A 25,737-nucleotide genomic window follows, 5' to 3' on the forward strand; every position below is an offset into this window, starting at 1 on the left:
TATGACTACTGATGCTGTGCAAACCATGATCCCGACGCTGGATGTTACCGAGCGTCCGGCCCCGCGTGCCAAGGTCGAGGCCGGCGTAAAGCTGCGCGGCGCCGAGAAAGTTGCACGCATCCCGGTCAAGATCATCCCAACCACCGAACTGCCGAAGAAACCCGACTGGATCCGCGTGCGCATCCCGGTTTCGCCGGAAGTCGACCGCATCAAGGCGCTGCTGCGCAAACACAAACTGCACAGCGTCTGTGAAGAAGCGTCCTGCCCGAACCTGGGGGAATGCTTCTCCGGCGGCACCGCTACGTTCATGATCATGGGCGACATCTGCACCCGTCGCTGCCCGTTCTGTGACGTCGGCCATGGTCGGCCGAAGCCATTGGACGTGAACGAACCCGAAAGCCTGGCCATCGCCATTGCCGACCTCAAACTCAAGTACGTGGTCATCACCTCGGTGGACCGCGACGACCTGCGTGACGGCGGTGCCCAGCACTTTGCCGATTGCATCCGCGAAATCCGCAAGCTGTCACCGAACGTGCAGCTTGAGACGTTGGTGCCGGACTATCGCGGTCGCATGGACATTGCACTGCAAATCACCGCCGCCGAGCCGCCGGATGTCTTCAACCACAACCTGGAAACCGTACCGCGCCTGTACAAGGCAGCGCGTCCGGGGTCGGACTACCAGTGGTCGTTGACCTTGCTGCAACGCTTCAAGCAGATGATGCCGCACATTCCGACCAAATCCGGCTTGATGCTGGGTCTGGGGGAAACTGACGAAGAAGTCATCGAGGTCATGAAGCGCATGCGTGAGCATGACATCGACATGCTGACCCTGGGTCAGTATCTGCAGCCTTCGCGTAGTCACCTGCCGGTGCAGCGTTTTGTGCATCCGGATACCTTTGCCTGGTTTGCTGAGGAAGGGTACAAGATGGGCTTCAAGAACGTTGCTTCCGGGCCGTTGGTGCGGTCTTCGTATCATGCGGATGAGCAGGCGAAGTTGGTCAAGGCTGAGTTGCTCGGGTCTTGATTTTCTAGCGTTGTTTTTTGGAGTGGTGTGTATATCCGTTTCTTCGGTAACGGCTACTTGTGGTTCCGCCCTTACGGCGGGTCACTTTTGAAAATCCGGAAGCTGGCCCAGGCAAAAGTAACCAAAACGCTCTTGCCCCACCACTCGGTGCCTCGCCTAGGCTCGGCATGCCTTCACTCCGGCATTGGTTCGTGGGCCCGCCGCGAAGGGCCATCCATGGCCCAGCGCGGCTAACCCGGCATCCATGCCGGGTTACCCACGAACCAATGCCTGCGTTCAGCCAGCGTGGTTAACGGGGCGCCCCAGATCAACGTCCACCGCGAGGCGGCCTGACAGCCGGCCTGGTTTGGGGGTATCGCGTTTCCCCTGTGGGAGCGGGTTTGCTCGCGAAAGCGGTGGTTCAGTTGCATGGATACTGGCTTTGCTGGCCTCATCGCGAGCAGGCTCGCTCCCACAGGGGGGCTGGGGGTTATATGAGCGTTGTGGCTGTTGAAGATCAAGTGTGGGAGCGAGCCTGCTCGCGATAGTGGTGGTTCTGCCACATAGATGCTGGACATGCCCAGCTCTTGCTTTGCTTTGCTTTGCTTTGCTTTGCTTTGCTTTGCTTTGCTTTGCTTTGGATCTTGATCTTGATCTTGATCTTGATCTTGATCTTGATCTTGATCTTGATCTTGATCTTGATCTTGATCTTGATCTTGATCTTGATCTTGATCTTGATCTTGATCTTGATCTTGATCTTGATCTTGATCTTGATCTTGACGCCCCGTTAAACCACGCTGGCCGAACGCAGGTATTGCGCAGTGGGCATCCCGGCATGGATGCCGGGATAGCCGCGCTGGGCCATGGATGGCCCTTCGCGGCGGGCCCACGGAGCAATGCCTGCGTTCGGGCACACCGAGCCTAAGCGAGGTGCCGAGTGGTGGGGCAAAGCGTTTTTGGTTACTTTTGGTTGGTCCGGCATCCGGCTCTTCCAAAAGTGACCCGCTGTAAGAGCGGAACCGCCAGCCGCCGTTACGCAAAAAACGGATATACACCCATAAGCATGCCTAAAAACCGGGAGACTCATGGAACCCACTCACACCCTAAATCCACATCACCCCGTCCCAGCACTCCCGACCGAAGGCCTGATCGCCGTGATCGCCCCCGCCGGTCCAGCAAACCTGGAAACGGACAAAGCCATCCAATGGATGCGCGCCCGGGGCCATGAGCTGCGTATATTCCCAGGTGTGTACGAAAAGGACGGCTACCTGGCCGGCAGCGACGAAGTACGCCTCAACGACCTGCATGCCGCCTTCGCCGACCCAGAAGTAAAAGCGATCATTTGCCTGCGCGGCGGCTACGGCACCCCGCGTTTGCTGGACCGCATCGATTTCGACCTGTTGCGGCGCAACGCCAAGCCCTTCGTCGGCTACAGCGACATCACCGCCTTGCACCTGGCCATCAGCCGATATGCAGGGTTTGTCACCTTTCATGGCCCGTTGCTCAACGCCGATCTTCTCGGCGACAAGGAACCCTCCACCGTCACTTCTTTTTTCAGCCTGTTGCGTGGGCAGTTGAAGGCCGGCAGTGTGCTGAGCCATCCCGCAGCTTATCCATTGACTACCGTCGCACCCGGCATCGCCTACGGGCGTTTGCTGGGGGGCAATCTGTCGATGATTGCCGCGACCATGGGCACGCCCTACGAAATCGACGCCGAAGGCGTGATCCTGTTGGTGGAAGACATCAACGAGCCGCTTTACCGCATCGACCGTCTGCTGACCCAGTTACGGCTGGCTGGCACGCTGGCAAAGCTGCGGGGTGTATTGCTGGGGGATGTCGCCGGGGTGGACCTTGAGGCGTTGAACAAACTGTTCCAGCAGACCTTCGAGCCGTTTGGTATCCCGGTGTTGTCCGGCTGGCGCAGTGGGCATTGCGATCCGAACCTGACGTTGCCCATGGGCGCGTTGGTGACGCTGGATGCGGGGGAGAAGAGGTTGGTGCTGGAGCAGGATGTGGTGGTCAGCCGAGCGCTTGTTGCCTGAAAGTCCCTCATCGCGAGCAGGCTCGCTCCCACACTGGACCGCGTTTGGTAGTCAGCTGTGGGAGCGAGCCTGCTCGCGATGAGGGCAGCGGCCATAAGGCGATCTAGCGGTTACGCAACCCTTCCAGCAGCTTGTGCGTCGGATAACCATCCGCGGGCCAGCCGAACGACTGCTGGGCGCTGCGTATGGCCTTGCGGGTGTTGGCGCCGATGATGCCGTCGGGCGTGCCTGCGTCGAAGTTGTGTTTGCCTAGCAAGGTTTGCAGTTCGAAGCGTTCGCTACGGCTCAAGGGCAGATCGTCCTTTGGCCATTGCCCGCTGATCAGCCCCGCGCCGGCGAAGCGCTCTGACAGCAAGCTCACCGCCAGGGCGTACGACGAGGAATTGTTGTACTTGAGGATGGCGCGGAAGTTATCGAGCACCAGGAAGGCCGGCCCGCGATAGCCGGCCGGCAGCAGCAGGGCTGCCGACAAGTGTTCGGCGCCGGCTGGGACCTGGCTGCCGTTGGGCAGGCTGACGCCCAGTTGCAGCCATTCGGAGACGGGTTTGCGGATCGCGCCGTCGGCCAGCGGGTAGTCGAACCCTTCTTTGAGCTGTACCTCGAAGCCCCACGGCTGTCCGCGCTGCCAGCCAGAGCTTTGCAGGTAGTGCGCGGTCGAGGCCAGGGCGTCGGTGGCGCTGCCCCAGATATCGCGGCGGCCGTCACCATCGAAATCCACCGCGTGGGTGTTGTACGTGGTGGGAATGAACTGGGTCTGGCCCATGGCTCCGGCCCAGGAACCGAGCATTTTTTCCGGAGCGATGTCGCCGTCTTGCAGGATCTGCAGTGCGGCGATCAGCTGCGCATGGGCAAACCCCGGGCGTCGCCCTTCATAGGCCAGGGTCGCCAGGGAGTTGATCACCGACTTGGTGCCCTGGAACTGACCGAAGTTGCTTTCCATGCCCCACACCGCAACCAAGGCCTGGCGGTCGACGCCATAGCGCTGCTCGATGCTTTGCAGGATGTCGGCATGCTGTTGGACCAGTGTCTGGCCCCGGCGTACTCGCAGCGGCGACAGCGCTCCATCGAGGTATTCCCACACCGGACGGCTGAATTCCGGCTGGCTGCGGTCGGCTTTGATGACGCTCATGTCCGGGCTGACGCCGATAAAGGCGCGATCAAACAGGTCGGCACGGATTCCCGCGGCCAGGGCTTGCTTGCGAAACCCGGCTTGCCATTCGGCGAAAGTTTGCGTGGGGGCGATGACCAGGTTGTCACCGGTCGGGACCACGGGCGGCACGATGGCAGGAGCAGGCACGGCAGGGACGGTCTTGAGCGGTTGGGCGTCGGCGGCGGTAGGTTTTTCTGCGCAGGCGACAAGCAGAACGACGCTTGTGGCTGCAATCAATTGGCGCAGGGGCCAACGACGGGAAAGACAAAAGGGCATGCACGGGTCCAGATAAACAAATCAGATGCTGACCTTATCATGCGCAAAGGAGAATAGGGCTGGTCCGGGTGTTTCAAGCCGCCACAAAGCAAGAAGCCTCCCAGTTGTCAGACTGGAAGGCTTCGCGGCGGTAGCTGCCTTTGCCCTTGGCGGGTCGTTCCTGGCGGCTGCGGAACAGGGGCTGGGCGATGATGGATTTGGCCTTGTTGGGGCCATGCTTGGATGGCTTGTTGCTCATGATGGGATCTCTCGTGGGGTGGTTTTGCGGAGCAAATCATGGGGCAGAGTCGGGAGGTTGTCCAGTCCCTGGGGTGTGCAAGAAGTGTCATCAGACGGACACGCAACTTGTGGTGGAAGATGACCCGTGGCGAGGGGATTTATCCCCGCTGGGGCGCGAAGCGTCCCCATTACAAACTGCCTGACACTCCACGGCGCCTAGTTTTGGGGTTGCTTCGCAACCCAGCGGGGATAAATCCCCTCGCCACAGGTATGCAGTGTGCTTCTGCCGAGTGACTACTCAGCGGGCAAAGGGAGTCGCTGCCCAGCCATCAACAGCGACAAGCGGCTCAGGCTCATCCATGGCGACCCTGCCGCCTGACCTTTGATCTGCGCATCGATGCGCTGGGCTTCGAGCAGCAGTTGTGCCCAGCGCGGTGCCGAGTAGCGTTGCAGGGCCTTGCTCATCAGCGGCTTGCGTTTGTCCCACACCGGCGGACGGGCTTGGCTGAAAGCCTTGTCCAACGGTACACCCTGGCTGTATTGCAATGAGAGGTTGGCCAGCAGGCGCAACTCTCGGGCCAGGGCCCAGAGGATCACCGGAGGCTCGACGCCTTCGCCCCGCAAGCCCTCGAGCATGCGCAGGGCGTGGGCGGCTTCACCGTTGAGGATCGCATCGGTCAGCCCGAACACATCGAAACGCGCACTGTCGGCCACAGCGGCCTGTACCGTTTCCACGGTGATCTGCCCGCCCTCGGCCATCAGCTTGAGCTTTTCGATTTCCTGAGCGGCGGCCAGCAGGTTGCCTTCGACCCGGGCGGCGATCAGTTCCACCGCATCCTGGCTAGCCGATAGGCCGGCCTGGGACAGGCGCTGGCGGATCCAGCTGGGCAACTGGCTGACGTCCACCGGCCAGATCTGTACGAACTGGGTCTGCTGACCTTCAACCAGGGCCTTGCCCCATTTGGTTTTTTGCGCACTGCCGTCGAGTTTTGGCAGGCTGATGAGCAACACCGTGTCTTCAGCCGGTCGTGAGCAATATTCGATCAGCGCGGCGGCGCCCTTGTCACCGGGTTTGCCGGATGGCAAGCGCAGTTCCAGCAGGCGTTTTTCCGCGAACAGCGACATGCTCGCCCCAGCCTGCAACAGCGTGCCCCAGTCGAAACTGGCGTCGGCGGCGAACACCTGGCGTTCGTCGAAGCCTTGCTGACGGGCGGCAGAGCGAATGGCGTCGGCGGCTTCCTGGCACAGCAGCGGATCATCGCCACTGATGATGTAGACCGGCGCGAGGGCGCCTTGCAGGTGTTTGCCGAGTTGGGCGGGAGCGAGCTTCATAAGAGAAGGCGAGCGGGGCGCCGGAGCGCCCCGCAAGGCTTATTCAGAGGGGATTTGCATCGGCGACTGTTGCGGGGTTTCCGCTTCAGCCTTGCGTGCCGCTTCCAGTGCGTCGGCTTCTGCCTTGGCGCGGGCGTCGGCGGTCTGCTGCAACTGGTCCAGTTGGGCTGGGCTCAGTTGTTGCAGGCGCAGCATCATGCGTTGCACGAGGTCACGACGCATTTCGACACGTACTTCGCTCGACTCCTGGTCGGAACCGGTGATGTTGTTGCCATCGTGCAGGTAGACCTTCTGCACTTGCAGTTTGTCGTCCAGCAGCACCAGATTGTTCTGGCCGCGGATCTCATAGCTCAGGACGTTGTTGAGTTCGTACTCGGCCGAGCGACCGGCACCGGCGTAACTCAGGCTGCGCTGGCTTTGCTGTTCACTGGTCAGCACCAGTTTGTACGGCGCGCCGTTGTAGACCTTCACGCCGCTGTTTTCCAGTGAGTCGCGCAGCATCTTCACGGTCTCGCCATAAGCGTCCCGGGCGCTGAGGTCCAGCTCCGTGATGGCCAGCTCGGTGGTGCCGGTGCCGCGCAGCTGGAAGCCGCAGGCGCTCAACAGGACCGCCAGGCCCATTACCAGCAGATTACGTTTGATCATCTTGTTGCTCCCCTTGAAACCCTATGGCTCGACAGTGCGACCCCGCAGGTTATATTCGGCGCCCGGCCCAAGCCGGCGCCCGATCCAATTAGCTTGCGACGATGTTGACCAGTTTGCCGGGCACGACGATCACTTTGCGGATCGTCAGGCCATCGACGAAGCGCAACACGTTTTCATTGGCCCGTGCGGCGGCTTCGATTTCTTCGCGAGTGGCGGCGGCCGGCATTTCGATCTGGCCGCGCAGTTTGCCGTTGACCTGGATGACCAGGGTCAGGCTGTCCTGCACCAGCGCGGTTTCGTCCACCACCGGCCAGCTGGCGTCAATCACCGGGTCAGCGTGGCCCAGGCGGTTCCACAGCTCGTGGCTGATGTGCGGCGTGATCGGAGCCAGCAGCAGCGTCACGGCTTCCAGACCTTCGTGAACCAGGGCGCGATCCTGTTCGGTGCCTTGCGCGGCTTTTTCCAGGACATTCATCAGCGTCATCACCTGGGCGATGGCGGTGTTGAATTTGTGGTTCTGGCCGACGTCATGGCTGGCCTGCTTGATGGCCAGGTGGATCGAACGGCGAACGGCTTTCTGCTCGTCGTTCAGGCCGGCGACGTCCAGTTTGCCCGGCAGGCCCTGAGTGACGTGGGCTTGAGCCAGACGCCAGACGCGCTTGAGGAAGCGGTGCGAACCTTCGACGCCGGAGTCGGACCATTCCGCGCTCATGTCGGGTGGCGAGGCGAACATCATGAACAGGCGGCAGGTGTCGGCGCCGAACTGGTCGATCATCGACTGCGGGTCGACGCCGTTGTTCTTCGACTTGGCCATCTTCTCGGTGCCGCCGATTTCCACCGGCAGGCCGTCGGCGATCAGTTTGGCGCTGATGACCTTGGCTTTGCTGTCGCGTTCGAGTTCGACGTCGGCCGGGTTGTACCAGGTGTAGGCACCGTTGGCTTCGCGACGATAGTAAGTCTCGGCGATCACCATGCCTTGGGTCAGCAGGTTCTTGAACGGCTCGTTGGAGCTCACCAGGCCTTCGTCACGCATCAGCTTGTGGAAGAAGCGCGCGTAGAGCAGGTGGAGAATGGCGTGTTCGATGCCGCCGATGTACTGATCCACCGGCAACCAGTGGTCAGCCGCGGATTTTTCCACCAGGCCGCCTTCATAGTGCGGCGAGGCGTAGCGGGCGTAGTACCACGAGGACTCGACGAACGTGTCCATGGTGTCGGTTTCACGCCGGGCCGGCGCGCCGCATTTCGGGCAACTGCACTCGTAGAAATCGGGCATGCGCGCCAGGGGCGAGCCGGCGCCGTCGGGTACCACGTCTTCGGGCAGGACCACGGGCAGTTGATCTTCCGGTACCGGTACGTCACCGCAAGTATCGCAGTGCACGATCGGAATCGGGCAGCCCCAGTAGCGCTGGCGGCTGATGCCCCAGTCCCGCAGGCGGAACTGGGTGCGGGAGGCACCGAGGTTTTTCTTGATCAGGGCCACTTCGATGGCGTCGAACGCGCCGGGGAAGTCCAGGCCGTCAAACTCGCCGGAGTTGATCAGTTCGCCGTGTTCGCCATAAGCGTCCTGCCATGGCGCCGGGGTCTGGTCACCGGCGCTGGTACGCACCACAGCCTTGATCGGCAGGTTGTACTTGTGGGCGAATTCGAAATCGCGCTCGTCGTGGGCCGGAACAGCCATGACGGCGCCGTCGCCGTAGTGCATCAGCACATAGTTGGCGACCCATACCGGGAGTTTTTCGCCGGTGAGCGGATGCTCGACGAACAGCGAGGTCGGCAGGCCTTTCTTCTCTTGAGTGGCGACATCGGCTTCCGCGACGCTGCCACCTTTGCATTCGGCAATGAACGCCTGCAGCTCGGGGTTGTTGCGGGCGGCCAGGGTCGCCAGCGGATGCTCGGCGGCCACGGCGACATAGGTAGCGCCCATCAGGGTATCCGGACGGGTGGTGAAGACTTTCAGATTGCCCGCTTCGCCAATGGAGGCGACGTCGTAGGGGAACTGCACTTCCATGCCCCGGGACTTGCCGATCCAGTTGCGCTGCATGGTCTTGACCTGTTCAGGCCAGCCGGTCAGCTCGTCGAGACTCTCCAGCAGTTCATCCGCGTAGGCGGTGATCTTGAAGTAGTACATCGGGATTTCGCGCTTTTCGATCAGCGCGCCGGAGCGCCAGCCGCGACCGTCGATCACTTGCTCGTTGGCCAGTACGGTCTGGTCCACCGGGTCCCAGTTCACGGTGCCGTTCTTGCGGTAGATCACACCTTTTTCGAACAGGCGGGTGAACAGCCATTGTTCCCAGCGGTAGTAATCAGGCTTGCAGGTGGTGACCTCGCGGGACCAGTCCACCGCCAGGCCCAGGCTGCGCAGCTGGGTCTTCATGTAGGCGATGTTTTCGTAGGTCCACTTGGCGGGGGCCACGTTGTTCTTCATCGCGGCGTTTTCCGCCGGCATGCCGAAAGCGTCCCAACCCATGGGTTGCAGGACATTCTTGCCTTGCATGCGCTGGTAGCGGGAGATCACATCGCCGATGGTGTAGTTGCGCACATGCCCCATGTGTAGCTTGCCGCTGGGGTAAGGGAACATCGACAGGCAGTAGTAAGTCTCCTTGCCTGGCTGTTCACTGACTTCAAAGGACTTTTGCTCGTCCCAGAACGACTGGGCGGCGGCTTCGATTTCACGGGGCTGATAGTGTTCGTGCATGGCTACTTTTGTACTGAATGGGGTGGCCCAATCCTCTTCGTTGCCATGCTGGACGCAGACGACGCCTGATGCGGCGTTTTCGATGCCCAGCCGAGCTGGAAGTGGAGTTACAGGAAGCGCCGTAGCATACATGACCGTGCTCTGCCGAGGGAAACCCTGATTGCGTGCCGGGGCATTGTCGATACCCGGTGACGGCCGCTGTTCAGGGCCGTTGGTCGCGGCGCCCTGCCGGTTTGCCCAGCGAAGCTAAGCTTCTCAATGGGGAGTGAGTCTTATCTTCAATGAGGTGAGGGATGGTTGAATCACAACGTAAAGTAACTACACCTGAGTTGTACGAAAAACTGATCGATCGTCTCGGGGTGGCCCTGGACGCTGCAAGAACCGCCGGTCGCTTGCGCGATGAACGCCCGGCAGAGCTGGAACTGCGTGGCTTGACCCCCGCAGAGTTCGAGCTGGTCAAGGCTTACCTTGAGCAGGTCGGGCATCAAGCCCCCACAAGTGGGGCTCAGCTACTCAAGCGCCTCGATACGCCCCGTTCGGCCAAGGTTGTATGGCTCAAGGATCGGACGCCCACCAGGGATGCTGTAAAAGTCCGGTCACTGCAGTTCAAGTAAAGCCGGATTCACGCTTGTCGCTTTTTTTGGTTCAAGGTTATTTCGAATCTGTTGTCGCTTTGCGTCAACCCACCTAGGCTTCGGGCATCTATGGAGATGCCCGATGCCGTTTCGCTATTTCATCAAACAACTTTTATTGCCGCCCGGCATTCTTTTGCTGCTGTTGGTGCTTGCCTGGTGGTGGCGCAACTCCCGGCCGCGCCTGGCTCGCCTGTGTTTCATTGCAGGGGTGGGCGGTTTCTGGCTGATGAGTTTGCCTGTGGTGGTGCAATGGAGCGCCAAGGCGCTGGAGCGCGAGCCACCGCTGCCTCGCAGCGAATGGGGGACGCTGGCGCAACGTGCCGATGCCATCGTGTTGCTTGGTTCGGGCCGCGATCGCGGTGACCTGGCCTGGGGTACCGACCAGCCCACCGGCATCGGTCTGGAGCGCCAGCGGTATGCGGCGCGACTGGCCAAGGCATCGGGATTGCCGGTGCTGACCAGCGGCGGCTTGCACTATGGCTCCCCGCCGAGTGAAGCGAAATTGATGGCCGATTCGATGCTCGATGATTTTGGTGTCACCGTGCGCTGGCAGGAAGGGCGCAGTCGCACGACCTGGGAAAACGCCCAGATGAGCGCCGAGATGTTGCTGCCGCAGGGCATCAGACGAGTCGTGGTGGTGACCCATGCGTCGCACATGCCACGGGCAGTCTGGAGTTTCGAGCGCTCGGGGTTTGAAGTGGTTCCTGCACCGGTGGGCTTTCTGGGGCAGGACAATGCCCGCCCGCTGGGCGGCTGGATGCCGGAGTTCAAGTCGATCTGGCAATCGGGGCAGTTGATGAACGAGGCGGTGGGGCAGGTGGGGTATAGGTTGTTTTATCGTTGAAGTGTTCCCGGATCGTTCCCACGCTCCTGCGTGGGTACGCCTCAAGGGACGCTCTGCGTTCCAAGGCGGGCTGGCGTCGGCCACCAATGACGCGGAGCGTCACGGGCTGCATTCCCACGCGGAGCGTGGGAACGAGCAACCTTAAACCGTCTTGGCCATCCGTCCCGCCATCAACGCCCAGCCCAGCAGCAACACGCACACGATGATCAGCGGCCACGAGCGCCATTGCAGGTAGGGCGTCAGCCCGTGCATCGGCACGACTTCGCCGTACAGTACGCCACGCTCGAATTGCGGGATCTGTACGGTGATCTGGCCGAAGGGGTTGATCAGGCCGGTGACGCCGTTGTTGGTGGAGCGGATCATCCAGCGACCGGCTTCCAGGGCGCGCATCTGTGCCATTTGCAGGTGTTGCAGCGGGCCGATCGAGGTGCCGAACCAGGTGTCGTTGCTGATGGTCAGCAGCAGGTCGCTGCGCGCCGAGAGGCCGGCGGCGAACTCCGGGTAGACCACTTCATAGCAGATGAACGGTGCGATCTGGTAACCCTTGGCTTGCAGCAAAGGCTGGTCGGCCGGGCCCCGGGCAAAGTCCGACATGGGGAGATCGAAGAACGCGATCAACCCCCGCAGAATGTCCTGCAACGGCACATATTCGCCAAATGGCACCAGTTTTTGCTTCAGATAAGTGCCGTCACCTTCACCGGTCACGGTGATGCCGTTGAAGTAACGCTTCTGCTGGTGCACCAGTTGGCGAATCGGAACGCCGGTAATCAGCGCTGAATTTCGCTCGGCGGCGAAGGTGCCCATCATGTCCAGATAGCCCTGGGCAGATTCCTTGAGCACCGGCACAGCTGTTTCCGGCCAGATCAGCAGGTCGACCCGTTTGGAGGCAAAACTCATGTCGCGGTACAACGCCAGTTGCGCGTTGAGCTGCTCGGGGTCCCACTTCATGCTTTGTTCGATGTTGCCCTGGATCGCCGCGACGCTCAGCGCATCACCCGAAGGGCTGGTCCAGGCATGGTCTTTGAGCGCCATGCCGGCGACCCACGGGCCGATCAGCAGGATCACGCCCGCTGCGATAAAGCCTTTGCGCCTGGCGCGGATCAACCGTGGCGCGTTGTACAGCAGCGCGGCGGTCAGGGCCAGGGTGAAGGAAATCAGCCACATCCCGCCCAGCGGCGCGAGGCCGGCCAAGGGGCCGTCAAGTTGGCTATAACCGGAATACAGCCACGGAAACCCGGTGAGGAACCAGCCGCGAAAGGCTTCCTGGCCCAGCCACAGGGCGGCGAAGGCCAAGGCGTCGGCCAGCGGGGCCTCGTTACGCCGCAACCACCGGGCCCAGAGCCAGGCGGGCAGGGCGAAAAACCAGGCAATGGCGGCGATGAACAGCAGCATCAAGAAACCGGCGAGCAGCACCGAGGCACCGCCGAAATTGTGAATACTGACGTAGATCCAGCTGGTGCCGGCGCCAAACAGGCCGAAACCGAAGCACCAGCCACGGCCGAGGGCCTGGCGCGGTGAAAGCTCGCGCAGACCGGCATAGAACAGCCCGACCGCCAGCAGTGCCAGCGGCCAGATGTCGAACGGCGCCAGGGCCAGGGTGGTGATCGCGCCAGCCGCCATGGCCAGCAGGTTACCGGGCCAGCCGGGGCGGGTTGTCCAGCGCATGTGTGTCCTTAGCGGGTCTCGCAGGGTTTATCGGGCAATGGGTGACAGGCGCAGCAAGTGAATCCGACGGCTGTCGGCGTTCAGGATGCGAAAGCGCCAGGAACCGATTTCCGTGGTTTCATTGCGCTTGGGCAGGTGCCCGAAAGCACTCATCACCAGGCCGCCGACGGTGTCGAACTCATCGTCGGAGAATTGACTGTCGAAGAACTCGTTGAAGTTTTCGATCGGCGTCAGGGCCTTGATCAGGAAGTCGCCGCTGGGCAACGGCTTGATGTAGCTGTCTTCCTCGACGTCGTGCTCGTCTTCGATGTCGCCGACGATCTGCTCAAGCACGTCTTCGATGGTGACCAGCCCGGCCACGCCGCCGTATTCGTCGATGACGATGGCCATGTGGTTGTGATTGGCGCGGAATTCACGCAGCAGCACGTTCAGGCGCTTGGACTCGGGCACGAAGGTGGCCGGGCGCAGCAAGTCCTTGATGTTAAAGCTGTCGCCGTTCTCCTGAAGGATCAGCGGCAGCAGATCCTTGGCCAGCAGCACGCCCATGACGTCGTCATGGCTCTCGCCGACTACCGGGTAGCGCGAATGAGCGGAATCGACCACGGCGGGCAGGAATTCGCGAGGTGTCTGGGTCGCCTTGATGCTGACCATCTGCGAACGGGGGACCATGATGTCCCGCACTTGCAGGTCAGCGACCTGGATGGCGCCTTCGACGATGGCCAGCGCTTCGCTGTCCAGCAGTTTGTTCTGGTGTGCATCGCGCAGCAGCTCCAGCAGCTCCTGGCGGTTTTTCGGCTCATGGGCAAAAGCCTGGGTGAGCTTGCCCAGCCATGACTTCTGCCCGTTGCTCGATCGATCTTCGCTCATAGCGATTACTCTGAATCCTTTGTCGTTACAGGTTGATGTATCAGTGTTCGTCGCCGGCGTAGGGGTCGGGGTGACCCAGCTCTGCAAGCAACGTTCGTTCCAGCGATTCCATTTCCTCGGCTTCGTCATCTTCTATATGGTCGTAACCCAATAGATGCAAGCAGCCGTGAATCACCAGATGGGCCCAGTGGGCCTCAGCGGTCTTGCCTTGTTCGGCCGCTTCGCGCTCCACCACCGGGATGCAGATCACCAGATCGCCCAGCAGCGGAATGTCGAGCAGTTCGTCGGGCACGTCGGCGGGGAACGACAACACATTGGTGGCGTAGTCTTTCTGCCGCCAGGTGTGGTTCAGCTCGCGGCCTTCGGGCTCGTCCACCAGGCGGATGGTCAGTTCCGAGTCGGCGCTGCGCTGGCGCAGGGCCAGCTCGCACCATTGGCGTAACTGAGCTTCGCTGGGAGCGGGGCGTTCGCTGGCCAGTTGCAGGTCAAGTTCAAGCATCGTGGCGATTGCCCTTCTCAGCGGTCGCCAGCTCATCCTGATGATTCTCGAAGCGCTCGTAGGCTTCGACGATGCGCTGCACCAATGGATGGCGCACGACGTCCTTGGGCATGAAATGCGTGAAACTGATGCCCGGCACGTCCTTGAGCACCTGGATCACATGGTTCAGCCCGGATTTGGTGCCACGGGGCAGGTCGACCTGGGTGATGTCCCCGGTGATCACCGCGGTGGAGCCGAAGCCGATCCGGGTCAGGAACATTTTCATCTGCTCGACCGTGGTGTTCTGGCTTTCGTCGAGGATGATGAAGCTGTTGTTCAGCGTACGGCCACGCATATAGGCCAGCGGCGCGACCTCGATGACCTGGCGTTCGATCAGCTTGGCGACGTATTCGAAGCCGAGCATTTCGTACAGCGCGTCATACAGCGGACGCAAGTACGGGTCGATTTTCTGGGCCAGGTCGCCGGGCAGGAAACCGAGTTTTTCCCCCGCTTCAACCGCCGGGCGCACCAGCAGGATGCGGCGCACCTGTTCGCGTTCCAGCGCATCGACGGCGCAGGCCACGGCCAGATAGGTCTTGCCGGTACCGGCCGGACCGATGCCGAAGTTGATGTCGTTGCCCAGGATTTCCTTCACGTAGCGCTGCTGATTCAAGCCGCGAGGGCGAATCATGCCTTTTTTCGTGCGCAAGGCCACGGCAGGTTCCGACGGAGCGTGGTTCTCGAGTTCTTCGAGGGCCGACTCCTGCAGGAACAGGTGGACGGTGTCCGGCGACAACTCGCTTCCCTTGGTTTCCCTATAGAGGCGGCGCAGCAAGTTTTCCGCGGAGGAGGTGTGCTTGGGTTCGCCGATCAGTTCGAACTGGTTTCCGCGGTTGCGGATCTCGATGGCCAGGCGCTGTTCGATCAAGCGCAGATGCTCGTCGAATTGCCCGCACAGATTGGCGAAGCGGCGAGCCTCAAAGGGCTCGAGAATGAAACGATGTGGTTCGATGGGTGCGTTCAAGGTCGTTTTTAGCCGCCCTGGGGCAATTAAGATGAAATCAAGGATAACGCCAGTAGGCTGGGTGCGAAAGCTCTTAAAGAGGCGAATCTGATCACAGGGCATGGCACGACCACTGTGAGAGCGAGCTTGCTCGCGATGGGGGCTTCACATTCAACATAAGTATTGACTGTCATGCCGCTATCGCGAGCAAGCTCGCTCCCACAGGAAGTGCGGGGTCACTGGACCAACGAACCGCGCAGGGAGTGCGGTTGCGCGGCGTCGATGTGTACGTCGGCGAACTGGCCGATCAAGGCCGGAGTGTCGCAGCGGAAGTTGACGATGCGGTTGTTTTCGGTCCGTCCTTGCAATTCGCCCGGGTCTTTTTTCGAGTAATCGGTCACCAGAATCCGCTGGACGGAGCCGACCATCTGTCGGCTGATCTCGAAACCTTGCTGGTTCAAGCGATGTTGCAAGGCGTTGAGCCGTTCTTTTTTCACTTCTTCTGGTGTCTCGTCCGCCAAATCGGCGGCCGGAGTGCCGGGACGCTGGCTGTAGACGAAGGAATAGGAAAAATCGAAACCCACGTCTTCGATCAGCTTCATGGTCTGCTGGAAATCTTTCTCGGTTTCGCCGGGGAAACCCACGATAAAGTCCGAACTGATGCAGATTCCCGGCACCGCCGCCCGCAGTTTGCGCAGCTTGGATTTGTACTCCAGCGCCGTGTGGTTGCGCTTCATGGCCGCCAGGATCCGGTCGGAGCCCGATTGCACCGGCAGGTGCAGATGCTTGACCAGCTCAGGCACTTCGGCATGGGCCTGGATCAGGCTGTCGGAGAACTCCAGTGGGTGCGAGGTGGTGTAGCGGATTCGGTCGATGCCCTCCACGGCCGCCACCACGCGGATCAGCTCGGCGAGGTCCGCCAGGCGCCCATCGTGGGTCAGGCCGCGATAACCGTTGACGTTCTGCCCCAGCAGCGTCACTTCCCGCACGCCGTGTTCCGCCAGGTGGATGATTTCGGCGATGACGTCGTCGAACGGCCGGCTGACTTCTTCACCACGGGTATAGGGCACCACGCAGAACGTGCAGTACTTGCTGCAACCTTCCATCACCGACACATAGGCGCTCGGGCCGTCGATACGGGGTTCGGGCAGGTGGTCGAATTTTTCGATTTCCGGAAACGAAACGTCGACCTGCGGCAGTTTGGTGATGCGCGCGGCGTCGATCATCTCCGGCAGGCGGTGCAGGGTCTGCGGGCCGAAGACCACATCTACGTAGGGCGCGCGGTCACGAATGGCAGCGCCTTCCTGGCTGGCCACGCAACCGCCCACGGCGATGACCATTTCCGGGTTGGCCAGTTTCAGTTCACGCCAGCGGCCGAGCTGGGAGTACACCCGGTCCTGGGCGCGCTCGCGAATCGAACAGGTGTTGAGCAGGATCACGTCGGCGTCTTCGGCACGGGCGGTGACTTCCAGGGCCTGGTGTTCACCCAGCAGATCGACCATGCGCGAGCTGTCGTACTCGTTCATCTGGCAACCGTGGGTTTCGATGTAAAGCTTCTTGGCCATGGACGGAGTCATCACGTGATTCAAAGAACCGCGCATTATAGGGAACAAGTCACCCGGTTCCTACCGCTGCGCGAGCAGTGGCTATGCTATAGTTCGCGCCCTCATTTTTACCCGCCGATGTGTTTCGCCTGCCATGACCAAACGTGAAGCTCCAATCTACAAGGTGATTTTCCTCAACCAGGGCCAGGTGTTCGAAATGTACGCCAAGCAGATCTATCAAAGTGATCTGTGGGGCTTCCTGGAAGTCGAAGAATTCGTCTTTGGCGAGCGCACGCAAATGGTCGTCGATCCGAGCGAAGAAAAGCTCAAGGCGCAGTTCGAAGGCGTGGTGCGCAGCTTCGTGCCGATGCATTCGATCGTGCGTATCGACGAGGTCGAGCGCCTGGGCACCCCGAAAATCAGCGAAGCCCGCGGCGCGGTCGGCAATGTCATGCCGTTTCCGATGCCGATGCCTGAGAAGTAAGCGCCAAGACTGAGTTGCCCCCAATCGCGAGCGGGCTCGCTCCCACACTGGATCTTCTGTGTGCACATTATTTGTGAACACCGGGGATTAACTGTGGGAGCGAGCCTGCTCGCGATTAGGCTCTCAAGGCCGTGGTGGATTCAGGGCAGTGGCGAGAAGGGCGTGCGCCCGTCGGCGTTCTGCAATTCCATCAGGTATTTGCGGAAGATCTGCCCCAGCACCTGGGTCGCGACTTCCAGTTCGTCGCGGGGCATCTGTTCGGCGACTTCGTCGGCGGTGTCCAGGGCTTCTTCGGCGCCATTGACCGCTGCCATCTTCAAGACAATGTAGGCCTGCACGTTGTTGGCCGGCACGCCTTCGCCATGGAAGAACATGCCGCCCAGCTTGTATTGCGCCTGGGCATGGCCTTGCAGTGAGGCTTTTTCGAAGTAGCTGAGGGCCAGTTTGAGGTCGCGCGGCGCAGCCTTGCCGTCGTAGTAGAACTCGCCCAACTCGTATTGCGCTTGTGCATCGCCCGCGTCCGCCGCTTTTTGACAGGCGTCGAGTGCCGGTGCGAGATCTTGTGGCTGGGTGTTGAGCGTGCAACGGCCCATCGCCGGGATCAACAACGAGTTGCCGCCTGCTTGTGCGTTCGCCAGCAGCGGCTGAAGGAGCAACAGGCAGCCCAGGGCAAGGGTGCGGCCGGTGCGGTTCATGGGAATCGACTTACCTCTGAGGGGCACGCGGACCCTCCGGGGGATCCAATAAGCGCGCATTATGAAATAAGCAGGGCCATCCTTACAAAGTCTTTACTCGTTTTTCTGCTGCGAGGGAGCGCTAACGGCAGCTTCGAGGGGTAATACGTAGGAAAAGGGGCAAGAGGTTGTCGTCAATCACTGACGCCAGCGTCAGCCGGCGTCAGTTATCCACAGCCTTACTTCAACGCGGCGAAGGCCCGCTCAGCGGCGTCGAGGGTGATCTTCAACTCGGCCTCGCCATGGGCGATGGAGGTAAAGCCGGCTTCGAACGCGCTCGGTGCCAGGTACACGCCACCGTCGAGCATCAGGTGGAAGAAACGCTTGAAGCGGTCAGCGTCGCTGGCCATCACATCTTCGAAGGTCACGATGTCATCGGCGCCACTGAAGTACAGGCCGAACATGCCACCGGCCTGGGTGGTCACGAACGGAATGCCCGCTGCGTCGGCACGAATCTGCAAACCGTCGAGCAGACGGGTGGTGTAGTCGGTCAGCTCGGCGTGAAAGCCCGGGCGGCTGATCAGACGCAGGGTGGTCAGGCCGGCGGCCATGGCCAGCGGATTGCCTGACAGCGTACCGGCCTGGTAGACCGGACCCAGCGGCGCGATGCATTCCATGATGGCACGCTTGCCGCCGAAGCAACCGACCGGCATGCCGCCGCCGATGATCTTGCCGAAGGTGCTCAGGTCCGGTGTCACGCCGTAGTGGGCCTGGGCGCCGCCGAGGGCTACGCGGAAACCGGTCATCACTTCGTCGAAAATCAGCACCACGCCGTGCTGGTCGCACAGGCTGCGCAGGCCTTCGAGGAAACCCGGCGCCGGCGGTACGCAGTTCATGTTGCCAGCCACAGGCTCGACGATGATGCAGGCCACTTCCTGGCCGACTTCGCCGAGCATCTTCTCGACTTCTTCGAGGTCGTTGAACGGCAGGGTCAGGGTGTGCTTGGCAAACGCTGCGGGCACGCCGGCCGAACTTGGTACACCTTGGGTCAGCGCGCCGGAACCGGCCTTGACCAGCAGGCTGTCGGAGTGGCCGTGGTAGCAGCCTTCGAACTTGATGATGCTGTCGCGACCGGTGAAGCCCCGCGCCAGGCGAATCGCACTCATGGTTGCCTCGGTGCCGGAGCTGACCATGCGCACCATTTCCATCGACGGCACGATCGAGCAGACCAGGTCGGCCATCTCGGTTTCCATGGCGGTCGGGGCACCGTAGGACAGGCCATGCTGCAACTGGTTGCGCACCGCTTCCAGCACGTCCGGATGGCTGTGGCCGAGGATCATCGGGCCCCACGAACCGACGTAGTCCACATAGCGCTTGTCATCTTCGTCCGTCACGTACGCGCCTTCGGCGTGTTTGAAGAACAGCGGGGTGCCGCCAACGCTCTTGAACGCACGAACGGGGGAGTTCACGCCGCCGGGGATGTGCTTTTGGGCATTGGCAAACAGGGTTTCGGAACGGGACATGGTTGGGCTCTCGAAATCGAAAAATTATTTGATCTGCAACAGATCGTTGAAGGCACGGGCGCGGCGCGTCACTTCCTGGGGGCTGTCGGCGCCGAACAGACCATGGACCACGGCCAGCAGGTCGACACCGTGAGCCACCAGCGGGGCGGCGTTGTCCAGGGTGATGCCGCCGATGGCGCACACCGGTATATGCAGTTTGATCCGGGCCTGGTCGAGCAGTTCAAGGTTTGCACTGGGTGCGCCGGGCTTGGTGTTGGAGTTGAAGAAGCGTCCGAACGCGACATAGCTCGCGCCCTCGCTGGCGGCCTGTTCGGCCAGCTCCAGGCTGGAATGACAGGTGGAGCCGATGATTGCGTCGCGCCCCAGCAGCGCCCGTACTGGCGCCAGAGGGCCATCGGTCTGGCCCAGGTGAACGCCGACGCCCAGGCGCGCGGCCAGTTCGGCGTCGTCGTTGATGATCAATCGGGTCTTGTAGCGCTCGCACAGATTGCGCAGCGCTTCGGCTTCGCGCAGACGGCGGGCTTCGTCGCTGCTTTTATCACGGTATTGCAGCAGGGTGACGCCACCTTCCAGTGCCGCTTGCACATACGCGAGGAATTTGCCGGCCAGCAGTTGGCTATCGGTGATGGCGTAAAGGCCATGTAGTTTCATTCCACAGCCTCCGGGGCTACGAGCAGAAATCCAGCGGCAGGCGACGCGGGACGAACTGGCCTTTGCCCAGCTGTTCGGCATCGCGCAGGGTGCGCCAGGTGTAATCCAGTGCTGTCTTGACCGCGCTGGCGAGGTGTTCGCCCTGGGCCAGTCGTCCAGCCAGGGCGCTGGCCAGGGTGCAGCCGGAACCATGGTAGCTGCCGGGCAAGCGCTGGCAGGTGAAGGTTTCGCGGCGACCATCGCGGCTGTACAGGCGATTGTGGACTTCATGTTCGTCGCCGTGACCACCGGTGATCAACAGGTGCTTGACGAAGGGCAGCAGTTTTTCGGCGCATTCATCGGCGCTGCCCTCTGGCAGTTCGGCGAGGATGCGTGCTTCCGGCAGATTGGGGGTGGCGATGATTGCCAGGGGTAACAGGCGTTCGCGCATGGCGTAGCCGACTTCATCCTTGCCCAATCGTCCGCCGCCACCGGCTCGCAGCACTGGGTCGCAGACCATGGGCAAATGCGGGTGCGCCTGCAGCAGTTCGACTACCGTGTCGACCATTTCCAGTGAGCCGAGCATCCCCAGCTTGACCGCCGCTACCTGCGAATCGTTGAGCACGGCATTGGCTTGCGCCAGCACCCACTCCCGATCGAGCACGCGGAAATCGCTCACGTTAACCGTGTCCTGCACGGTCAACGCGGTAACGGCCGGGGCGGCATGACAACCCTGGGCGAGCAGGGCTTCGATATCTGCCTGCAAACCGGCGCCACCACTGGGATCGTGGCCGGAGAGACAGAGGACAACGGGGCGAGAGCTGTAGATATTCATGGTGCGCGAGCTTACCACCAAACCTGTTTTGTCGGTGGTCGGACTCTGAGGGTTTTATGCTGGACTGCTTGCTCTGATGATTGCTTTTGACCCACCCGTTGCCGACCTGACCAAAGCAACAGCTCTATCTCAATGCTTGGCGCTGGAACGCCCGTTCTAGAGCCATCTGTAGGAAAAATTTCAATGGTGCAAATTGGCCATCAGCGGCTATGCTAGAAATGGATCCAACCAATAACAGGTAATGCCGGTTTTACGTCTACTCAGGGAATGGGGGGCTTCCTGATTCAACCGGACAGGCCACGCTGGGGCTTAAATGCGCTATTTGCTGATGCTGCTGCTGTGCTTGCCCGCTTTGGCAAGCGCCCTCGAATTCGATGAATTCACCCAAAGCCTGCCCTTGGGCCATGCCCTGCAGGTGTTCGAAGACACCCACGGTACGGCTACCATCGACGACGTCCTGGCAGAGGCCGCGGCGGGTCACTTCAAGCCCCATGACAAAGCCACGCTGAACGCTGGTTATTCGCGCTCGGCATTCTGGCTGAAAATAGACCTGCACTACCGTCCCGGCAATCCGGACGCCCAACGCACCTGGTTGTTGGAGCTGGCCTATCCGCCGCTGGACCATTTGGACTTGTATCTGCCTGACAGCGCCGGGGCGTATCGCCTGGTTCGCCAGACCGGCGATGCCTTGCCGTTCGCCAGCCGTGAAATTCGCCAGAACAACTACCTGTTCAGCCTGGACTTCAAACCTGAACAACGTCAGGTCGTGTACCTGCGCCTGCAAAGCCAGGGGTCGATCCAGGCGCCGCTGACGTTGTGGTCGAGCACGGCCTATCTTGAGCAACAACCTGTGCGCTTGTACGTGCTGGGCACCATCTATGGCGTACTGCTGGGGATGCTGGTCTACAACCTGTTCATTTACCTGAGCGTGCGGGACACCAGTTACCTTTATTACATCGTTTATATCGCCTCGTTCGGCTTGTATCAGTTGTCGGTCAACGGAGCGGCCGTGGAGTATTTCTGGCCGGACAACCCCTGGTGGGCCAATGCCGCAACCCCCTTTTTCATCGGCTGTGCGGGTCTGTTCGGCAGCCAGTTTGCGCGCAGCTTCCTGCAAACCGCGCAACACAGTCGTTGGCTTGACCGGCTGCTGCTGGCGCTGATCGCCTACAGCGCGGTAGTGGTGGGCCTGTCGCTGATGACCAGTTACGCCCTGGCCTTGCGCCTGGCGACGGCATTGGCGCTGGTGTTTACCGTGGTGATTTTCGCCGCCGGGCTGTTCGCCTGGTGGCGTGGCCTGCGGGTGGCGCGTTATTTCATCATCGCTTGGTCGGCGTTTCTGCTGGGGGGCGTGGTCAACACGATGATGGTGCTCGGTTATCTGCCGAACGTATTCCTGACCATGTACGCCAGCCAGATTGGCTCGGCCATCGAAGTAGCGCTGTTGTCCCTGGCCCTGGCCGACCGTATCAATGCCATGCGCGAGCAGCAGGCCCAGACGCTGTTCGACGCCGGGCAGAAACTTGAAGTGCTCAACCAGCAATTGGCCCATGGCAACAAACTCAAGGATGAATTCCTCGCCACCTTGACCCATGAGCTGCGCACGCCGATGAATGGCGTGATCGGTTCGCTGGAGTTGATGGAAACCGTCGAAATGAACGAGGAACTGACCCAGTATCAACAGACCGCCGCAGGTTCTGCGCGGGACATGATGCGCATGGTTAACGGCATCCTCACCCTTACCGAGTTGCAGGCCGGCAAGCTCAAGGCCTACCCGGCGCCGTTCAGTCTGCGCGCGATGGTCGACGCCTTGCAGGTGCAGTTCGGTGCCAATGCGGCGGTCAAGAGCCTGGATTTCAAGGTCGACGTGGCACCCGGCCTGACGGACCGGCTGATCGGTGACAGTGGCAAGCTGGCCCAATGCCTGGAATGCCTGCTGGACAACGCCGTCAAGTTCACCCGCACAGGGGGCCTGGCGCTGCGGGTCAGTGGCAGACCGTCGGGGCTCGATCGGCTGGTGCTGTCCTTTGCCGTGATCGACACCGGTATTGGTTTCACGGACCTTGGAGAGGCGAGCTTGTACCAGCGCTTCTTCCAGCTGGACGGTTCCATGACTCGGGAATACGGCGGTCTCGGCGTGGGGCTGGCGATCTGTCGGCAGCTGGTGGAGTTGCTGGGCGGACGCCTGACTCACACCTCCGAACCCGGTCGCGGCAGCCGATTCCAGTTGGATGTCGAGGTGGAAATGGCCGTGCCCGTGGAGGCGCCCACGCCATTTTCGTTCAGCCCGCGAGAAAGCGCGCGGTTGCCCCAGGATTGCACGGTGTTGCTGGCTGACGACAACAGCATTGATCTGCTGGTGATGCGCGGCATGTTGCTCAAGCTCGGTTACCGGGTGCGTACCGCCGACAGCGGCCGCGCGGCACTGGATATGCTGCAGGGCGAGAGTGTTGATGCCGTGCTGCTCGATTGCCAGTCGCCACCGCTGGACGGGGTGTCGGTCTGCTGTCAGATCCGTACGCTCGCCGGCTGTGAGGACTTGCCGGTGTTTGTGGTCAGTCCCAATCCGAATCACGAGCGCTGCACGTCGGGCGCGTTGACCGATTACTTGAGCAAACCGGTGAAATTCGAGGTGTTGCGCACGATTCTGCAACGACGGGTACTTTGTCCAAAACAGGGTGAAAGCGCCGATATTTAGGCGGGTATGACACTTTGTTCGGCCCTGGGGCGGTGCTTAACTGAACCTCTGCTGGCCGACCAAGGAGCCCTGTCATGAACCTGCATCAGTTCGCCGAAACCCACGAGGTCACCAATCAGCCACCGTCCCTGGATGGCGCCAACCTCTATCGCATCGACCTGCCGCTGCAGCAGTGGTCGCAGCGTTTCGGTGCGGGCTGGGCGCAAGGGCGGATCGATGCGTATGGCGCACTGGCCGGCGGGCCGCTGATGGAAGCGGGGTTTCTGGCGAACCAGAACAAGCCGGTGTTTTCCAGCCACGACCGCTACGGCCATCGCATCGATCTGGTGGAATTCCATCCCGCTTACCACCAGTTGATGCGCACCGCCGTCGAGCATGGCTTGCCCAGCCTGCCATGGGCCGACCCGCAACCCGGCGCCCACGTCGCCCGAGCCTCGATGACTTATCTGCACAGCCAGGCTGAAGCCGGCACCGGTTGTCCGCTGACCATGACCTTCGCCAGCGTCCCGGCGTTGCGTTTGCAACCGGACCTGGCCGAGCTCTGGGTGCCCAAAGCGCTCGCCACCGAGTACGACCCGCGAAACGTCGGCATGGCCCACAAGGCCGGGGTGACCCTCGGCATGGCGATGACTGAAAAGCAGGGCGGCACCGACGTGCGGGCCAACACCACCAAAGCTTATCCGGTGGGCGCCAGCGGTCCGGGCCAGGCCTATGAGCTGGTGGGCCACAAGTGGTTCTGCTCGGCGCCGATGTGCGATGCCTTCCTGACCCTGGCCCAGACCGACAAGGGCCTGAGCTGTTTCCTGCTGCCGCGCCATCGCCCGGACGACACCCGTAATCAGTTCTATATCCAGCGGCTGAAGAACAAGCTGGGCAACTGTTCCAACGCCTCCAGCGAAGTTGAATTCCGTGGGGCGCTGGCCTGGATGGTCGGTGAAGAAGGGCGAGGCGTGCCGACCATCATCGAGATGGTCGCCATGACCCGCTTCGATTGCATGGTCGGTTCCAGTGCTCTGATGCGCCAGGCCCTGACCCAGGCCAGCCATCACTGCGCGCATCGCCAGGTCGGTGGCAAGTTGTTGAGCGAACAGCCACTGATGCAAAACGTGCTGGCCGACCTGGCGCTGGAAAGCGAAGCGGCCCTCGCCCTGAGCCTGCGCATGGGCCGGGCGCTGGACCACTTGAGTGACGAACACGAGGCCAAGTTCGCGCGGCTGGTGACTGCGGTGGGCAAATACTGGATCTGCAAACGCGCCCCCGCGATGATCAACGAAGCCGCCGAATGCATGGGCGGCGCGGGTTATGTCGAAGACAGCATCCTGCCGCGCCTCTATCGTGAAGCACCGGTGAACTCGACCTGGGAAGGCTCCGGCAATGTGCAGTGCCTGGATGTGTTGCGGGCCCTGTCCAAGGAACCGGGCGTGCTTGAAGTGCTGTTCACCGAGCTGGGTGACGGCCACGGCGACAAACGCCTGGCTGCCCACATCGATCGGTTGCACGCGGCGTTCAAGGATACCGCTGACATCCAGTACCGCGCCCGGCAATTGACTGAAGAGATCGCCATCGGCCTGCAAGCTAAGCTGCTGCTGGAAGCGGGCAACAGCGACGTCAGCGATGCCTTCATCGCCAGCCGCCTGGGTTCGGCTGGCCGGGCATACGGCGCCTTGCCCCGAGGCCTGAATGTCGAGGCCATCGTGGCACGCTCCACGCCCCAAGGTTTCTAAACGCCGAACCTGTGGGAGCGAGCTTGCTCGCGAAGGCGTAGGCACATCCAACATCTCTGGTGACTGATACAGCGCTATCGCGAGCAGGCTCGCTCCCACAGGGGATCTGCGGTGAATGAAGAATCTGCGGCTGGTGGTGATCAAGGGTGGGAGCGAGCTTGCTCGCGATGGCGGCGGCCCATTCAACATCTCTGGTGACTGATACAGCGCTATCGCGAGCAGGCTCGCTCCCACAGGGGATCTGCGGTGAATGAAGAATCTGCGGCTGGTGGTGATCAAGGGGGGGAGCGAGCCTGCTCGCGATGGCGTCGGCACATCCAACATCTTTGCTGACTGATACACCGCTATCGCGAGCAGGCTCGCTCCCACAGGGATCTGCGGTGAATGAAGAACCTGCGGCTGGTGGCGATCAAGGGTGGGAGCGAGCCTGCTCGCGAAGGCGTAGGCACATCCAACATCTCTGGTGACTGATACACCGCTATCGCGAGCAGGCTCGCTCCCACAGGGGATCTGTGACGAGTGAAGAACCTGCGGCTGGCGGCGATCAAGGGTGGGAGCGAGCTTGCTCGCGATGGCGTCGGCACATTCAACATCTTTGCTGACTGATACACCGCTATCGCGAGCAAGCTCGCTCCCACAGGGGATCTGCGGTGAATGAAGAATCTGCGGCTGGTGGTGATCAAGGGTGGGAGCGAGCTTGCTCGCGATGGCGTCGGCACATTCAACATCTTTGCTGACTGATACACCGCTATCGCGAGCAGGCTCGCTCCC

The 25,737-nt window shown here is 61.5% G+C and carries 22 protein-coding genes; 8 read left to right on the top strand and 14 right to left on the bottom strand.

The genetic code is table 11. The annotated features are described in order from the left end of the window. Position 1 precedes the first annotated feature (1 nt). From lipA to HQ912_RS04800, 3 genes are all read left to right on the top strand, one after another. Entirely contained in the window at positions 2 to 1,024 is a 1,023-nt protein-coding gene (gene lipA / locus HQ912_RS04790; protein ID WP_047229497.1) for a lipoyl synthase, read from the top strand. A 502-nt stretch (positions 1,025 to 1,526) separates the two neighbouring features. After that, the gene (locus tag HQ912_RS04795; RefSeq protein WP_173406521.1) at positions 1,527 to 1,928 is read left to right on the top strand and encodes a hypothetical protein; all 402 of its coding nucleotides are present in this window, start codon (positions 1,527 to 1,529) and stop codon (positions 1,926 to 1,928) included. Positions 1,929 to 2,088: 160 nt separating this feature from the next. Further along, entirely contained in the window at positions 2,089 to 3,045 is a 957-nt protein-coding gene (locus HQ912_RS04800; RefSeq protein WP_173406522.1) for an LD-carboxypeptidase, read from the top strand. Between the two features lie 103 nt (positions 3,046 to 3,148). Here the strand turns inward: HQ912_RS04800 and HQ912_RS04805 are convergent, their stop codons facing one another. From HQ912_RS04805 to leuS, 5 genes are all read right to left on the bottom strand, one after another. Then, positions 3,149 to 4,471, bottom strand: coding sequence for a lytic murein transglycosylase (locus HQ912_RS04805; protein ID WP_107321819.1), 1,323 nt, complete (start codon positions 4,469 to 4,471; stop codon positions 3,149 to 3,151). Positions 4,472 to 4,544: 73 nt separating this feature from the next. After that, complete coding sequence (arfA, locus tag HQ912_RS04810; protein WP_076383504.1) at positions 4,545 to 4,709, bottom strand: alternative ribosome rescue factor ArfA; 165 nt, start codon at positions 4,707 to 4,709, stop codon at positions 4,545 to 4,547. Positions 4,710 to 4,984: 275 nt separating this feature from the next. Next, complete coding sequence (gene holA / locus HQ912_RS04815) at positions 4,985 to 6,022, bottom strand: DNA polymerase III subunit delta (RefSeq protein ID WP_047229501.1); 1,038 nt, start codon at positions 6,020 to 6,022, stop codon at positions 4,985 to 4,987. A 39-nt stretch (positions 6,023 to 6,061) separates the two neighbouring features. Beyond that, a complete protein-coding gene (gene lptE, locus HQ912_RS04820) occupies positions 6,062 to 6,667 on the bottom strand; it encodes an LPS assembly lipoprotein LptE (RefSeq protein WP_107321820.1) in 606 nt (201 codons plus the stop codon). Positions 6,668 to 6,755: 88 nt separating this feature from the next. Next, positions 6,756 to 9,362 carry a leucine--tRNA ligase gene (gene leuS, locus HQ912_RS04825; RefSeq protein WP_173406523.1) on the bottom strand — a complete coding sequence of 869 codons (2,607 nt, stop codon included), beginning with the start codon at positions 9,360 to 9,362 and terminating at the stop codon, positions 6,756 to 6,758. Between the two features lie 293 nt (positions 9,363 to 9,655). On the opposite strand from leuS, the gene HQ912_RS04830 reads away from it, so the two are divergent. After that, positions 9,656 to 9,976, top strand: a complete 321-nt coding sequence (locus HQ912_RS04830; protein WP_047229504.1) for a hypothetical protein — start codon at positions 9,656 to 9,658, stop codon at positions 9,974 to 9,976. Positions 9,977 to 10,079: 103 nt separating this feature from the next. Further along, the gene (locus HQ912_RS04835; RefSeq protein WP_047229505.1) at positions 10,080 to 10,841 is read left to right on the top strand and encodes a YdcF family protein; all 762 of its coding nucleotides are present in this window, start codon (positions 10,080 to 10,082) and stop codon (positions 10,839 to 10,841) included. A 141-nt stretch (positions 10,842 to 10,982) separates the two neighbouring features. Here HQ912_RS04835 and lnt read toward each other — a convergent pair whose 3' ends face one another. The 5 genes from lnt to miaB all read right to left on the bottom strand — a co-directional run bounded on the left by lnt (position 10,983) and on the right by miaB (position 16,419). Then, positions 10,983 to 12,506, bottom strand: coding sequence for an apolipoprotein N-acyltransferase (gene lnt / locus HQ912_RS04840; protein WP_173406524.1), 1,524 nt, complete (start codon positions 12,504 to 12,506; stop codon positions 10,983 to 10,985). A gap of 27 nt (positions 12,507 to 12,533) precedes the next feature. After that, positions 12,534 to 13,373 (bottom strand): HlyC/CorC family transporter, encoded by an 840-nt coding sequence (locus HQ912_RS04845; protein ID WP_025215634.1) that lies wholly within the window; start codon positions 13,371 to 13,373, stop codon positions 12,534 to 12,536. 40 nt (positions 13,374 to 13,413) lie between these two features. After that, on the bottom strand, positions 13,414 to 13,872 hold the full coding sequence (gene ybeY, locus HQ912_RS04850) for an rRNA maturation RNase YbeY (RefSeq protein ID WP_047229507.1): 459 nt from the start codon (positions 13,870 to 13,872) through the stop codon (positions 13,414 to 13,416). Continuing rightward, positions 13,865 to 14,875, bottom strand: coding sequence for a PhoH family protein (locus HQ912_RS04855; RefSeq protein ID WP_047229508.1), 1,011 nt, complete (start codon positions 14,873 to 14,875; stop codon positions 13,865 to 13,867). Before HQ912_RS04855 ends, ybeY begins: the two co-directional genes overlap by 8 nt. A 215-nt stretch (positions 14,876 to 15,090) precedes the next feature. Then, the gene (miaB, locus tag HQ912_RS04860; protein WP_172833785.1) at positions 15,091 to 16,419 is read right to left on the bottom strand and encodes a tRNA (N6-isopentenyl adenosine(37)-C2)-methylthiotransferase MiaB; all 1,329 of its coding nucleotides are present in this window, start codon (positions 16,417 to 16,419) and stop codon (positions 15,091 to 15,093) included. 133 nt (positions 16,420 to 16,552) lie between these two features. On the opposite strand from miaB, the gene HQ912_RS04865 reads away from it, so the two are divergent. Next, on the top strand, positions 16,553 to 16,882 hold the full coding sequence (locus HQ912_RS04865) for a DUF1820 family protein (protein WP_016773045.1): 330 nt from the start codon (positions 16,553 to 16,555) through the stop codon (positions 16,880 to 16,882). A 140-nt stretch (positions 16,883 to 17,022) separates the two neighbouring features. Here the strand turns inward: HQ912_RS04865 and HQ912_RS04870 are convergent, their stop codons facing one another. The 4 genes from HQ912_RS04870 to HQ912_RS04885 all read right to left on the bottom strand — a co-directional run bounded on the left by HQ912_RS04870 (position 17,023) and on the right by HQ912_RS04885 (position 20,544). Continuing rightward, positions 17,023 to 17,577: a tetratricopeptide repeat protein gene (locus HQ912_RS04870; protein ID WP_047229510.1), complete on the bottom strand. Its 555-nt coding sequence runs from the start codon at positions 17,575 to 17,577 to the stop codon at positions 17,023 to 17,025. A gap of 218 nt (positions 17,578 to 17,795) precedes the next feature. Further along, on the bottom strand, positions 17,796 to 19,079 hold the full coding sequence (gene hemL, locus HQ912_RS04875; protein WP_047229511.1) for a glutamate-1-semialdehyde 2,1-aminomutase: 1,284 nt from the start codon (positions 19,077 to 19,079) through the stop codon (positions 17,796 to 17,798). Between the two features lie 24 nt (positions 19,080 to 19,103). Next, positions 19,104 to 19,730 carry a thiamine phosphate synthase gene (thiE, locus tag HQ912_RS04880; RefSeq protein WP_173406525.1) on the bottom strand — a complete coding sequence of 209 codons (627 nt, stop codon included), beginning with the start codon at positions 19,728 to 19,730 and terminating at the stop codon, positions 19,104 to 19,106. Positions 19,731 to 19,746: 16 nt separating this feature from the next. Then, a complete protein-coding gene (locus HQ912_RS04885; protein ID WP_076383510.1) occupies positions 19,747 to 20,544 on the bottom strand; it encodes a hydroxymethylpyrimidine/phosphomethylpyrimidine kinase in 798 nt (265 codons plus the stop codon). Between the two features lie 313 nt (positions 20,545 to 20,857). Here HQ912_RS04885 and HQ912_RS04890 point away from each other — a divergent pair, with 313 nt between their 5' ends. Then, positions 20,858 to 23,242: a hybrid sensor histidine kinase/response regulator gene (locus HQ912_RS04890; protein WP_173406526.1), complete on the top strand. Its 2,385-nt coding sequence runs from the start codon at positions 20,858 to 20,860 to the stop codon at positions 23,240 to 23,242. 74 nt (positions 23,243 to 23,316) lie between these two features. Beyond that, positions 23,317 to 24,966, top strand: coding sequence for an acyl-CoA dehydrogenase family protein (locus tag HQ912_RS04895; RefSeq protein ID WP_173406527.1), 1,650 nt, complete (start codon positions 23,317 to 23,319; stop codon positions 24,964 to 24,966). Positions 24,967 to 25,737: the final 771 nt, after the last annotated feature.

It is taken from the genome of Pseudomonas sp. MPDS (assembly GCF_013283895.1).
Lineage (GTDB): Bacteria > Pseudomonadota > Gammaproteobacteria > Pseudomonadales > Pseudomonadaceae > Aquipseudomonas > Aquipseudomonas rhizophila.

What these genes read in the sequence shown, in the direction of transcription:
- lipA (WP_047229497.1), top strand. Translation starts at nt 2, where the DNA reads ATGACTACTGATGCTGTGCAAACCATGATCCCGACGCTGGATGTTACC.
- HQ912_RS04800 (WP_173406522.1), top strand. Translation starts at nt 2,089, where the DNA reads ATGGAACCCACTCACACCCTAAATCCACATCACCCCGTCCCAGCACTC.
- HQ912_RS04805 (WP_107321819.1), bottom strand. Translation starts at nt 4,471, where the DNA reads ATGCCCTTTTGTCTTTCCCGTCGTTGGCCCCTGCGCCAATTGATTGCA.
- arfA (WP_076383504.1), bottom strand. Translation starts at nt 4,709, where the DNA reads ATGAGCAACAAGCCATCCAAGCATGGCCCCAACAAGGCCAAATCCATC.
- holA (WP_047229501.1), bottom strand. Translation starts at nt 6,022, where the DNA reads ATGAAGCTCGCTCCCGCCCAACTCGGCAAACACCTGCAAGGCGCCCTC.
- lptE (WP_107321820.1), bottom strand. Translation starts at nt 6,667, where the DNA reads ATGATCAAACGTAATCTGCTGGTAATGGGCCTGGCGGTCCTGTTGAGC.
- leuS (WP_173406523.1), bottom strand. Translation starts at nt 9,362, where the DNA reads ATGCACGAACACTATCAGCCCCGTGAAATCGAAGCCGCCGCCCAGTCG.
- HQ912_RS04830 (WP_047229504.1), top strand. Translation starts at nt 9,656, where the DNA reads ATGGTTGAATCACAACGTAAAGTAACTACACCTGAGTTGTACGAAAAA.
- HQ912_RS04835 (WP_047229505.1), top strand. Translation starts at nt 10,080, where the DNA reads ATGCCGTTTCGCTATTTCATCAAACAACTTTTATTGCCGCCCGGCATT.
- lnt (WP_173406524.1), bottom strand. Translation starts at nt 12,506, where the DNA reads ATGCGCTGGACAACCCGCCCCGGCTGGCCCGGTAACCTGCTGGCCATG.
- HQ912_RS04845 (WP_025215634.1), bottom strand. Translation starts at nt 13,373, where the DNA reads ATGAGCGAAGATCGATCGAGCAACGGGCAGAAGTCATGGCTGGGCAAG.
- ybeY (WP_047229507.1), bottom strand. Translation starts at nt 13,872, where the DNA reads ATGCTTGAACTTGACCTGCAACTGGCCAGCGAACGCCCCGCTCCCAGC.
- miaB (WP_172833785.1), bottom strand. Translation starts at nt 16,419, where the DNA reads ATGGCCAAGAAGCTTTACATCGAAACCCACGGTTGCCAGATGAACGAG.
- HQ912_RS04865 (WP_016773045.1), top strand. Translation starts at nt 16,553, where the DNA reads ATGACCAAACGTGAAGCTCCAATCTACAAGGTGATTTTCCTCAACCAG.
- HQ912_RS04870 (WP_047229510.1), bottom strand. Translation starts at nt 17,577, where the DNA reads ATGAACCGCACCGGCCGCACCCTTGCCCTGGGCTGCCTGTTGCTCCTT.
- hemL (WP_047229511.1), bottom strand. Translation starts at nt 19,079, where the DNA reads ATGTCCCGTTCCGAAACCCTGTTTGCCAATGCCCAAAAGCACATCCCC.
- thiE (WP_173406525.1), bottom strand. Translation starts at nt 19,730, where the DNA reads ATGAAACTACATGGCCTTTACGCCATCACCGATAGCCAACTGCTGGCC.
- HQ912_RS04885 (WP_076383510.1), bottom strand. Translation starts at nt 20,544, where the DNA reads ATGAATATCTACAGCTCTCGCCCCGTTGTCCTCTGTCTCTCCGGCCAC.
- HQ912_RS04890 (WP_173406526.1), top strand. Translation starts at nt 20,858, where the DNA reads ATGCGCTATTTGCTGATGCTGCTGCTGTGCTTGCCCGCTTTGGCAAGC.
- HQ912_RS04895 (WP_173406527.1), top strand. Translation starts at nt 23,317, where the DNA reads ATGAACCTGCATCAGTTCGCCGAAACCCACGAGGTCACCAATCAGCCA.